Annotated in this window: 10 protein-coding genes and 1 pseudogene; 3 read left to right on the forward strand and 8 right to left on the reverse strand. The window is 51.6% G+C overall.

The annotated features are described in order from the left end of the window. Positions 1 to 28: 28 nt before the first annotated feature. Both frsA and gpt read right to left on the reverse strand, forming a co-directional pair. Positions 29 to 1,273, reverse strand: coding sequence for an esterase FrsA (gene frsA / locus SK39_RS06815; protein ID WP_044702502.1), 1,245 nt, complete (start codon positions 1,271 to 1,273; stop codon positions 29 to 31). A gap of 100 nt (positions 1,274 to 1,373) precedes the next feature. Continuing rightward, positions 1,374 to 1,832 (reverse strand): xanthine phosphoribosyltransferase, encoded by a 459-nt coding sequence (gene gpt, locus SK39_RS06820; protein WP_003031380.1) that lies wholly within the window; start codon positions 1,830 to 1,832, stop codon positions 1,374 to 1,376. Between the two features lie 261 nt (positions 1,833 to 2,093). Between gpt and pepD the strand changes: the two genes are divergently transcribed. Next, entirely contained in the window at positions 2,094 to 3,551 is a 1,458-nt protein-coding gene (gene pepD / locus SK39_RS06825) for a cytosol nonspecific dipeptidase (RefSeq protein WP_003031381.1), read from the forward strand. 100 nt (positions 3,552 to 3,651) lie between these two features. On the opposite strand, the gene dinB is transcribed toward pepD, so the two are convergent. The 3 genes from dinB to lafU form a co-directional block, all read right to left on the reverse strand. Beyond that, entirely contained in the window at positions 3,652 to 4,707 is a 1,056-nt protein-coding gene (gene dinB / locus SK39_RS06830) for a DNA polymerase IV (RefSeq protein WP_016149619.1), read from the reverse strand. A gap of 66 nt (positions 4,708 to 4,773) precedes the next feature. Continuing rightward, entirely contained in the window at positions 4,774 to 5,415 is a 642-nt protein-coding gene (locus SK39_RS06835; RefSeq protein ID WP_048216812.1) for a hypothetical protein, read from the reverse strand. Positions 5,416 to 5,471: 56 nt separating this feature from the next. After that, positions 5,472 to 6,386: a putative lateral flagellar export/assembly protein LafU gene (gene lafU / locus SK39_RS06840; protein WP_197090006.1), complete on the reverse strand. Its 915-nt coding sequence runs from the start codon at positions 6,384 to 6,386 to the stop codon at positions 5,472 to 5,474. Between lafU and SK39_RS06845 the strand changes: the two are divergent. Beyond that, a pseudogene (locus SK39_RS06845) lies at positions 6,298 to 8,016 on the forward strand (flagellar biosynthesis protein FlhA); the annotation flags it as partial. The gene lafU and the pseudogene SK39_RS06845 sit on opposite strands and share 89 nt — an antisense overlap. A gap of 37 nt (positions 8,017 to 8,053) precedes the next feature. On the opposite strand, the gene SK39_RS06850 reads toward SK39_RS06845, so the two are convergent. Then, complete coding sequence (locus SK39_RS06850) at positions 8,054 to 8,815, reverse strand: C40 family peptidase (protein WP_048216813.1); 762 nt, start codon at positions 8,813 to 8,815, stop codon at positions 8,054 to 8,056. Positions 8,816 to 9,163: 348 nt separating this feature from the next. On the opposite strand from SK39_RS06850, the gene dpaA reads away from it, so the two are divergent. Further along, positions 9,164 to 9,904 (forward strand): peptidoglycan meso-diaminopimelic acid protein amidase, encoded by a 741-nt coding sequence (gene dpaA / locus SK39_RS06855; protein ID WP_003031387.1) that lies wholly within the window; start codon positions 9,164 to 9,166, stop codon positions 9,902 to 9,904. Here dpaA and SK39_RS06860 read toward each other — a convergent pair. Then, positions 9,875 to 10,642, reverse strand: coding sequence for a class II glutamine amidotransferase (locus SK39_RS06860; RefSeq protein WP_003031388.1), 768 nt, complete (start codon positions 10,640 to 10,642; stop codon positions 9,875 to 9,877). The two genes, dpaA and SK39_RS06860, sit on opposite strands and share 30 nt — an antisense overlap. Positions 10,643 to 10,753: 111 nt before the next feature. Beyond that, positions 10,754 to 11,335: a D-sedoheptulose 7-phosphate isomerase gene (lpcA, locus tag SK39_RS06865; RefSeq protein ID WP_003031390.1), complete on the reverse strand. Its 582-nt coding sequence runs from the start codon at positions 11,333 to 11,335 to the stop codon at positions 10,754 to 10,756. Between the last annotated feature and the right edge of the window lie 39 nt (positions 11,336 to 11,374).

Raw genomic sequence — 11,374 nt, forward strand, 5'->3', positions numbered from 1 at the left:
TACCAAATCGATAAAATTTAGCAAACTTTTAACACAATCTCTGATTGATCCAACTGGTTATTTCCTGCAACCCTTTGTCAAAATTGCGATACACCGGATTGAAGGGGATCTCCAGTAGCTTACCGTCTGAAGATGAAGATGTGATTAAACGTGACTCTTCTTCCGGGCTAAACGGGTCGTTCTTCCAGAACCCCGAAAGCATTGGCGTCGGGCAGCGTCGCCCCAGCAGGCCCTGCACTTTTAATGAATAGCGATTAAGCTCAACGCGCAGCGCTTCATCGGAGGCGTCATGCATCCCCAGGCGGCTAGCCAGTACATCAAGATACATTTCCGGGACGCTCGCCTGACGCTGCGGGTCACTAAGCAGCGAATGAACCACTGGTCCCAGACAGGCCACCGCCTTCAGACGTGATGATTCCAGATATGCCAGACGTACCGCTACGTTAGCGCCAAAGCGGAAACCGAAGGCCGCCACGCGAGTGTGATCCACCCAGGGAACATTAGGCAGCGCTTTTAATACGTGCTGATGCAGCAGGCTGGAATCCTGAGTCAGTTTCCATTTTGATGAGAACCCAACCGACGGCATATCCAGCGTCAGCATAGCAATGCCACGTGGAGCAAAGTAGCGCTCATACAGACTGTAATAATCCGTTTGCATGGAATCGAGGCCACCGCACATCAGCACCGTCGGGAACGGACCGTCGCCTTTTGGCATATGCAGGAATCCAGTGATTGGCGCGCCGCCGGTAACGGCAAATTCCATCTCGCGCAATGTCCCCGGCAGTCTCTGCGCGGCCTCTTCATAGGCGCGATTGGCCAAAGCCTGTGCCTGTTCTGCCAGCTCATCGCCTTTCAGGTGTGGGTAAGCGGCAATGTTGTACAACGTAGACGCATGTAGCCAGTGGCGTCCGCTCACCTGCGGATCCTCTTCCATAGACGCTTTCTGTTGCCAGTCCATCGCCTGCTTCGCCCACTCATAGATCCAGTTCCCGCCGCGATAGCCGATAACCGTATCGTAGAGTTCTTTATCCGTACGTTCGGCTTCGCTCATCACGATACGTGCCTGCACCTCAAGGATTTCACGCGGGTCGACGCCACGCCAGATCCACATCAGACGATTCACCATGCGATACCAGTGGGGAATGGTTTTACCATCCAGGGCAGATTGTACGGACGGCTGCGCGCCGTGATTAAAACGACGAACCAGCGTTGACGTTTCAGGGTGTTTGAAGCGGGGTTTAAACAGGACTTCGCTGAGGTTAGCCTGTGACATGATTGCAGCCTCCATGAGTACTCACTAAGGCATAGTGTAACCTGACACTGCACAAAAAGAACAACGCCCGGCAGTTGCCAGGCGTTGAAAACTTTTTAGATTAGCGACCAGAGATCGGCGGGACGAACACCACGCCCATATCCCACGGCTGTTCAATCCAGGTATCCTGAGGGATATCAACAACATAATCATTCACCAGCGGGCGACCTGCCGGCTTAGCGAAGATAGTAACGAAATGCGCTTTAGGATACATTTCGCGGATCGCAACGGCGGTACCACCGGTGTCAACCAGGTCATCGATTACGATGAAACCTTCACCGTCGCCTTCGGCACGTTTCAGCACTTTCAGTTCGCGCTGGTTGTCGTGATCGTAGCTGGAGATGCATACGGTATCGACATGACGAATACCCAATTCACGCGCCAGCAATGCGCCCGGTACCAGACCACCACGGCTAACGGCAATAATGCCTTTCCATTGTTCAGAAGGCATCAGGCGGCTTGCCAGTTTACGTGCATGGATCTGCAACATGTCCCAGGTGACGACGTATTTTTCGCTCATGTGAAGTGTCCCAGCCTGTTTATCTACGGCTTAAAAAGTGTTCGAGGGGGAAATAGGTTGCGCGAGATTATAGAGATCTGACGCACTAAAAACCAGTGTTTCGCGGAATCCGCGCCTCTTTTTGCATGCTTTATGCTAGCCGTCAGCGGAGAAAGTGGTATTCTCAATCGCATCGCGCAAGCCTGACTTGTGATGTTTTTAATTCTGCTAACCCCGTGGCCTGCAAGCAAGTTTTGTAGGACATCGCCAAGGAGACTCAACGTGTCTGAACTGTCTCAATTATCCCCGCAACCGTTATGGGATATTTTTGCCAAAATCTGTTCTATTCCTCATCCGTCCTATCATGAAGAGCAGCTCGCTGAACACATTCTGAGCTGGGCCCAGGAAAAAGGTTTCCACGTCGAGCGCGATCAAGTCGGTAATATCCTGATTCGCAAACCCGCTACCGCAGGCATGGAAAACCGTAAACCGGTCGTTCTGCAGGCGCACCTGGATATGGTCCCGCAGAAAAACAACGACACCGTTCACGACTTCACCAAAGATCCTATCCAACCTTATATTGATGGCGAATGGGTAAAAGCCCGTGGCACCACGCTGGGTGCGGATAACGGTATCGGTATGGCGTCCGCTCTGGCCGTTCTGGCTGATGACAGCGTGGTACATGGTCCTCTGGAAGTGCTGCTGACCATGACCGAAGAAGCAGGTATGGATGGCGCGTTTGGTCTGCAGGCTAACTGGCTGCAGGCAGATATCCTGATCAACACCGACTCAGAAGAAGAAGGTGAGATCTACATGGGTTGCGCAGGCGGTATCGACTTTACCTCTAACCTGCCGCTGTCCCGTGAAGCAATCCCTGCTGGCTTCCAGAGCTTTAAGCTGACGTTAAAAGGCCTGAAAGGCGGCCACTCCGGCGGCGAAATCCACGTGGGTCTCGGTAACGCGAACAAGCTGCTGGTACGCTTCCTGGCGGGCCACGCTGAAGAGCTGGATCTGCGTCTGGTTGATTTCAACGGCGGTACGCTGCGTAACGCAATTCCGCGTGAAGCCTTTGCCACCCTGGCCGTGGCTGCAGATAAAGTTGATGCGTTAAAAGCGCTGGTCAACACCTATCAGGAAATCCTGAAAAACGAACTGGAAGCCAAAGAGAAGAACCTGGCTCTGCTGCTGGATGCCGTTACTCAAGACAAAGCCGCGCTGACCGCTGAGTCTCGCGACAGCTTTGTGCGTCTGCTGAACGCCACCCCGAACGGTGTAATCCGCAACTCCGACGTCGCCAAAGGCGTGGTAGAAACTTCCCTGAACGTCGGCGTTGTAACCATGACTGACGACAACGTTGAAATTCACTGCCTCATCCGTTCTCTGATCGACAGCGGTAAAGACTACGTGGTGAGCATGCTGGATTCACTGGGTAAACTGGCTGGCGCGAAAACCCAGGCAAAAGGCGGATACCCTGGCTGGCAGCCGGATGCCAACTCTCCGGTTATGCACCTGGTTCGTGAAACCTATCAGCGTCTGTTCAATAAAACGCCTAACATCCAAATCATCCACGCCGGTCTGGAATGTGGTCTGTTCAAGAAACCGTATCCAGATATGGACATGGTTTCCATCGGGCCAACCATCACCGGCCCGCACTCCCCGGATGAACAGGTTCATATCGAAAGCGTCGGCCATTACTGGACGCTGCTGACTGAACTGCTGAAGTCTATTCCGGCGAAGTAAGTCTGCGCTAAACGCCGGATGGCGCTGTGCTTATCCGGCCTACATGCTGATTTGTAGGCCGGATATAGTTTTTACGCAGCCATCCGGCAATACATCAACATCACAGCCCCAACAGTAGTTGCCTTTCCAGCTGTGGATCCAACAGCGTGACGTGTAATCCCACCAGCCTTACGCCCCGCCCTCCCCGACGTTCATTCCAGGTTTTGCGCGCCGTCGCAATTAAGTCATCTTTACTTAAGCGCGGCCAGACGTGCTCCTGAGTGGTTTGCTGAAAATCATTAAACTTGAGTTTTACTCCCTGCCGGGCGATCAACAGATCCGGTTTTACCTTGGCCAGACGTCGTTCCAGTTCGGGATATAGCCGCTCAATAATCTCCTCACATTCAGCCCACTCATGAATATCTTCTGCCAAAGTACGCTCGACGCCGACTGATTTGCGCAGTCTGTCATTGTTGACGTCGCGCTCATCAATGCCCTGGCTACGTTCCCACAACACGCGACCAAACTTACCAAAACGTTTGAGCAACATGGCCAGGTCGTATTTCTGAACATCCTCGCAGGTTCGCAACCCCATCGCTTCCAGCTTAGCGGCAGAGACTTTGCCAACGCCGGGAATTTTGCCTAACGGTAATGTTCTGAGAAATTCAGGAACATCGGCAGGGGTAATCACATATTGCCCATTGGGTTTGTTGAGATCGGAGGCTATTTTTGCCAGAAATTTGACCGGCGCAATTCCGGCAGAGGCGGTTAACTGTAGCTCGGCAAAAATTGTCTGGCGGATCTCCTGAGCGATCAGCGTAGCTGAGCCATGGCAGTGAGTGCTGTCAGTCACATCCAGATAGGCTTCATCCAGCGAAAGCGGTTCTATCAGCGAGGTATAGCGGGAGAAAATAGCCTGAATCTGGCGGGAGGCTTCTTTATAGGCCTCGTAACGACCAGGTAATAACGTGAGATGCGGGCACAGTTTTAACGCCATTCCGGTTGGCATTGCGCTGCGTACGCCAAATTTACGCGCCGGATAATTGGCCGTGCTGATAACCCCCCGGCGTTCACGACTGCCGCCGATAGCAATGGGAATATCACGCAAGGCGGGGTTGTCGCGCATTTCCACCGCCGCGAAAAAGCAGTCCATATCGACATGTATGATTTTGCGCATGACTCACCTCTCATAACACTGTTTAAGTATACAGTATTTTTATGTTGTGAGAAGTCTGTTTATGCCTTAGGCCGGACCATTCATGACGAAGCGTGCATCGCACAGGTAACGCACGATGTCCGTGATCTTATGTTCTGCGGGATTACCCGCCGTACTGACAAAAAGTTTATTCACTTTGCGAATCTTTGCCCGCAGCAATTTTTCGATCGTCATCAGGCGAAATGCATCATTTTCCACGCAGAAAAGCTCATAGTCGCCCAGACGTTCTCCACAAATTTCACAATGATTCATCCAGTAACGTAGCCCGGTAGTTTTACTTTTAACCAAATAGTAATTGCTGGCTTTGATGTTCTTTTGTATCTCTTCAGGCAGAGAATTAATGTGGAACAGAAAGGTATTCCGTCGAATAGATTGCCAGCCTTTGCCATCCTGATCTTTTCTGATAAAGCGGGTAAACATCACCCCGTGAATATGGGTGAGCTGGTGGCAGCTCCAGCAGTGCATCTTCGAGGTAATCACCAGATAGTACGGCGCAACGATGTTAAAACTGTCGGTGTTGTAGACATAGTCACGAAGCCCCTCATTTAACACATGAGGCTCGGTGTACCAGATACCTGAAACCGGGTCGAAATGCGCGCCCTGACAAGCCCCATCAGTGACGTTATCAGTATGAATATCCAATGGAATAATATGGGTTACATCTATCACATTACCTTCCTGAGGGATAATTTGCCCCCACGTTGCGTGGGGGGCGGAAAACAGAATTAATGAGTGACGGGAACAGAGGGCTGACGTAAAGAGGCCACCTGCTTTTGTTTGTCCAGCTTATCAACCAGTGGCTGAACCACTTTCTCGCCGTGCTGACCAAAATATTGATACAGCGTATCGGAAGCACTTTGCGTTAACACCATGATCTCAATACGGCGGTTGCCTGCGCTTTCCGGGTTTTTCGCATCCAGCAGCATTTGGTCCGCCATGGCGCTAACCTGCATGACTTTATCCTGCGGCATGCCGGCATCTTCCAGCACGCGTCGTGCTGACAAAGCACGGTCGCCGGAGAGGTTCCAGTTGTTGTAAATGTTGCTCTTATAGCTCATCGCATCCGTATGTCCGGTAATAATGAGCTTGTTGTCCAGCGAGTCAAACACGGGGGTCAGCTCAACCAGCAGCGATTTAAAGAACGGCATAATTTTGGCGCTGCCGCGTTCAAACATATTCCGGTTCTGGTCATCTTTAATCAGTACGCGCAACCCCTGAGGAACAATCTCCATCTCGAGGTTGGTTTCCATATGTGCGTTGCGGGCAATGACGTTAATATCGGTCGCCAGCTCGCCCAATTCACGCGCTGATTTTTGCTTCAGCAACACCGCTTTTTCATTTACATCCAGCGCTTTTTTGGCGTTATCTTCTGTGATCTTCGCCGTCTCTTGCGGGGTAACCGTTTTATCCAGCTTGTTGCGCGTGACGTTTTTCTTCTGCGCACCCGGCGCTATCGGCTGCTTGCCCAGCTTGTTTAAAGGTGCCATACCGCCACCATTAAAGATTGACTGGCCGTGCAGCGCCGCCACAATATTTTCTCGGTCAGCCTTGCTGACGCTGTTCACAATTAACTTTATCGTGGTGACCAAAGGTGCGGAGCGTATCTCCGAAGTTTCTGCCCGCTTTACGCTGGACGCCATGCCCGGTAAGCAGATGGCGATCGACGCCGATCTGAACGCAGGACTGATTAATCAGGCGCAGGCGCAAGCGCGACGTAAAGACGTAGCGGGCGAAGCGGATTTCTATGGCGCGATGGATGGTGCGTCAAAGTTCGTGCGCGGCGATGCCATCGCCGGGATGATGATCCTGGCTATCAACCTGATCGGCGGCGTCTGTATCGGGATCTTTAAATACGATTTAAGCGCCGAAGCCGCCTTCCAGCAATACGTACTGATGACCATCGGTGACGGCCTGGTCGCCCAGATCCCTTCTCTGCTGTTGTCGACAGCAGCAGCGATCATCGTCACCCGCGTAAGCGACAGCGGCGATATTGCCACGGACGTACGTAGCCAACTGCTGGCCAGCCCCTCCGTGCTGTATACCGCCACCAGCATTATGTTTGTGCTGGCAGTGGTGCCGGGGATGCCGCATTTCCCCTTCCTGATTTTCAGCGCCCTGCTGGGATTCACCGCCTGGCGCATGAGCAAGCGACCGAAGGTGGCTGAGACCGAAGAGAAAAATCTCGAAACGCTGACCAAAACCATCGCTGAAACCACCGAGCAGCAGGTCAGTTGGGAAACTATCCCCTTAATAGAACCTATCAGCCTGAGCCTGGGATATAAGCTGGTGTCGTTGGTCGATAAATCCAAAGGGAATCCGCTCACTCAACGCATTCGCGGTGTGCGACAGGTGATCTCAGACACGAACGGCGTACTGCTGCCGGAAATTCGCATCCGCGAAAACTTCCGCCTTAAACCGACCCAGTACGCCATTTTTATCAATGGGATCAAGGCCGATGAAGCCGATATTCCCGCAGATAAGCTGATGGCGCTGCCCTCCAGTGAAACCTATGGCGAGATCGACGGTGTTTTAGGCCACGATCCAGCCTATGGTATGCCGGTCACCTGGATTGTTCCGGCGCAAAAAGCTAAAGCGTTAAATATGGGGTACCAGGTTATTGATAGTGCCAGCGTCATTGCGACGCATGTGAATAAGATCATTCGTAACTATATTCCAGAGCTATTTAATTACGATGATATTACGCAGTTGCATAACCGCCTCTCTTCTATGGCGCCACGTCTGGCGGAAGATTTGAGCGCAGCGCTGAATTACAGCCAGCTCTTGAAAGTGTACCGGGCGCTGCTTATCGAAGGTGTGTCATTGCGCGATATCGTCACCATAGCCACCGTACTTGTCGCCAGTAGCACCGTGACCAAAGATCATATTTTGTTAACGGCAGATGTGCGTCTGGCGCTACGTCGCAGCATTACCCACCCGTTTGTGCGCAAAGATGAGCTGGCCGTATATACGCTGAACAGTGAACTGGAGAATCTGCTGGCGAATGTGGTGAATCAGGCTCAACAAAGTGGAAAAGTGGTGCTGGATAGTGTGCCGGTCGATCCCAATATGCTGAATCAGTTTCAGACCAATATGCCGCAGATAAAAGAACAGATGAAAGCGGCGGGGAAAGAGCCTGTGCTGCTGGTCGCACCGCAGTTACGTCCTTTGCTCGCGCGCTATGCGCGCCTGTTTGCCCCGGGCCTACAGGTGTTGTCTTATAACGAAGTTCCGGATGAACTGGAATTAAAGATCATGGGGGCGTTAAGTTAACGCCTGACGAGGCGGTGTCATTACACCGCCTTTTTGATTACAGAATCGTATTTTCCGTAAGAATACGACGAGCGCCTAGATAATGATCCTGCCAGAAGTCATCGGATAAATTGCTCACCCGAATTGTTTCTCCTGTCCGTGGTGATTCAATAAATTGTCCCTGCCCCAAATAGACGCCCATATGATCGGCAATATCCCGGCTGTGAATATGAAAGAACACTAAATCACCACGGCGAAGATCGCGGTTAGCGACAATAGTAGCCCGTCGATAGTGATACATTTCATTCGCTGTCCGGGGCAATTTTGCCGCCAGGATTTTGTTGTAGGCATAAAAAATCAGCCCGCTACAGTCAAACCCTTCGTCCGGATCGGTACCGCCCCACAAATAGGGTTTACCGAGCTGTTGCTCAAGTCGGTGGATGGCCACTTCAGTGATATTGTGTAGATGATCGCTACTGAGAAAATGATCATTCTCAGCCAGTTCCTGCCAGCGATGGTCGCTGGCTTTTAGTGGGCCAGGGAACCACTCCGGGTGCTGTTTAATCAGCGCCCGGTTCTGCTGGCGCAGCGCGCTTTTACTTTCTGCGTTGCCTTCCACCACGTAGCTTGCCTGCTTTTTTACCTGCGCGTGATACTGCTTCAGCAGCCGGGCGCGGTTACGCATCCGCAAGTGCGCCGCATAGCTTAAATGGGCGTCAGATAAGTGGGGCTGAACTTTGGCGACAGACGGTAAAGACAGCACAACATACAAAGACAGCAGACCCGGCAAGAAGCAACGGGGTGCAGAGACAAAAAACATGAAAAGAAGAATACCTGGTCAAACACGTTCGCCGCAGTCTACCGCTATTGCCCATCATTCCTTTTTAATATTCGATTATTAAATAATTAATTTTTTAAATTCAATAGAATAGACATTCTTCACTAATAAGACGAAATGCAGTGTGCTAACCAGCAAAACAAGCCAGTGTCTGACTGCCTTTAAGCACAATTATCCGTATAAAGAAAATCTAAAGTGTAAACGCAGCAAGAGAGACTTGCGAAAAACTCTCTGGGTGATAATGTGAGCGCTCCAGATCCAGATTTATCCGATTTGGGGACTCTTTTGCCGTCCTGGCGTGTGTGATCGTTTTATCAAGGAATAAGCAGTATGCGTAAAATCGCATTTTTTCTTGCGATGCTTTTATTGCCGTGCGTTTCATTTGCCGGTTTGCTGAGCAGCAGCAGCCCGACTACGCCTGTCAGCAAAGAATATAAGCAGCAATTAATGGGCTCCCCCGTTTATATCCAGATCTTCAAAGAAGAGCGAACGTTGGATCTGTACGTCAAGATGGGCGAACAGTATCAATTGCTCGACAGTTATAAGATCTGTAATTATTCCGGTGGCTTAGGGCCGAAACAGCGTCAGGGTGATTTCAAAAGTCCGGAAGGATTTTACAGCGTTCAGCGTGGACAGCTGAAACCGGATAGCCGCTTCTATAAAGCGATTAACATTGGTTTCCCTAATGCCTACGATCGCGCCCACGGTTATGAAGGTAAATACCTGATGATCCACGGCGCCTGCGTTTCCGTCGGCTGCTATGCGATGACCGACAACGGCATTGATGAGATTTTCCAGTTTGTCACCGGCGCGCTGGTGTTCGGGCAGTCCAGCGTACAGGTTAGCATTTACCCGTTCCGCATGACCGATGCCAACATGCAGCGCCATAAGTTCTCGTATTACAAAGAGTTCTGGTCGCAGCTAAAACCGGGATACGATTACTTCGAACAAACGCGTAAGCCACCGACCGTTTCCGTCGTCGATGGCCGTTACGTCGTCAGCAAGCCGTTGAGTCACGAAGTGGTTCAGCCGCAACTGGCATCAAACTACGCGCTCCCCGAGACAAAATAATGCCCACTCGCCTGGCATAATCTTTTGCCAGGTTTCATTGCCGGTTAACGGTTGAGTGGCAATCACGGTGACCACATCATTGGGTGTGGTCTCTGAGCTAAAATCAATCTCCACATCCTGATCCAGCAATGTCGCCACGCCAAACGGCGCACGACGCGTGATCCAAAACAAATTGGTCGAGCAGAAGGCCATCACATAACGTCCGTCAGACAACAGCATGTTGAAGACGCCCTTCTCCCGCAGTTCTCCTGCCAGCATCGCGATATATTTAAACACCGCCGTCATATTGCCAGGCGTGCGCGGATAACGCTCCGTCAGCTTGTGGAGCAGCCAGCAGAAGGCTTTTTCGCTGTCGGTTTCACCGACCGGGCGGAAATTACCGGTCTCCAGTGATTTATAACCGCTGAGCTGCCCGTTATGGGCATACGTCCAGTTACGTCCCCATAGTTCACGGGTAAATGGATGGGTATTTTCCAGCGCAACTTCTCCACGATTCGCCTGACGAATATGGGCAATCACGGAACAGGATTTGATGGGATAGTCTTGTACCAGTTTGGCGATAGGCGAATTAAAGCTGGGTTGCGGATCTTTAAACGTACGGCAGCCCTTACCTTCATAAAACGTAATACCCCAGCCGTCTTTGTGCGGCCCGGTACCTCCGCCGCGCTGGACCAGCCCGGTGAAGCTAAAGCAGATATCGGTTGGCACATTGGCGCTCATCCCGAGCAGTTCGCACATACATCACCTACCTTAAAACCGTGAACTGCCTGATGGCGCTGCGCTTATCAGGCCTACGTGGCGCTCATGTAGGCCGGATACGGCTTCAGCCACCATCCGGCAATCGTCTTCTTATGGTTTAACCATCTCTTTTTCGATCAACTGGATCAGGATATGGATCACTTTGATATGAATTTCCTGAATACGATCAGCGTAGCCAAAGTGCGGCACGCGAATTTCGATATCCGCGCTGCCCGCCATTTTGCCGCCATCTTTACCGGTCAGGGTGATAACTTTCATCCCTTTCTCACGCGCTGCGGCAATCGCTTTAATTACGTTACCGGAATTACCCGAAGTCGAGATGCCTAACAGGACATCTCCCTCACGACCCACGGCTTCTACGTAGCGAGAGAACACATAATCGTAACCGAAATCGTTGCTGACGCAGGAGATATGGCTGACGTCAGAGATAGCGATAGCAGGGTAACCAGGACGGTTTTCACGATAGCGTCCGGTCAGCTCTTCGGCAAAGTGCATCGCGTCGCAATGGGAACCGCCGTTACCGCAAGAGAGTACCTTACCGCCGGCTTTAAAGCTGTCTGCCAACAGGACCGCCGCGCGCTGAATGGCGTGAATATTGGCGTCATCTTTAAGAAAATTAGCCAGCGTTTCCGCCGCTTCGCTCAGTTCGTTACGAATAAGATCCTGGTACATGAGGATATCCTTCAGCATGAATGTAAATGACAAGGTGCA

This window comes from Citrobacter sp. BIDMC107 (assembly GCF_001037575.1).
Taxonomy (GTDB): Bacteria; Pseudomonadota; Gammaproteobacteria; order Enterobacterales; family Enterobacteriaceae; genus Citrobacter; species Citrobacter freundii.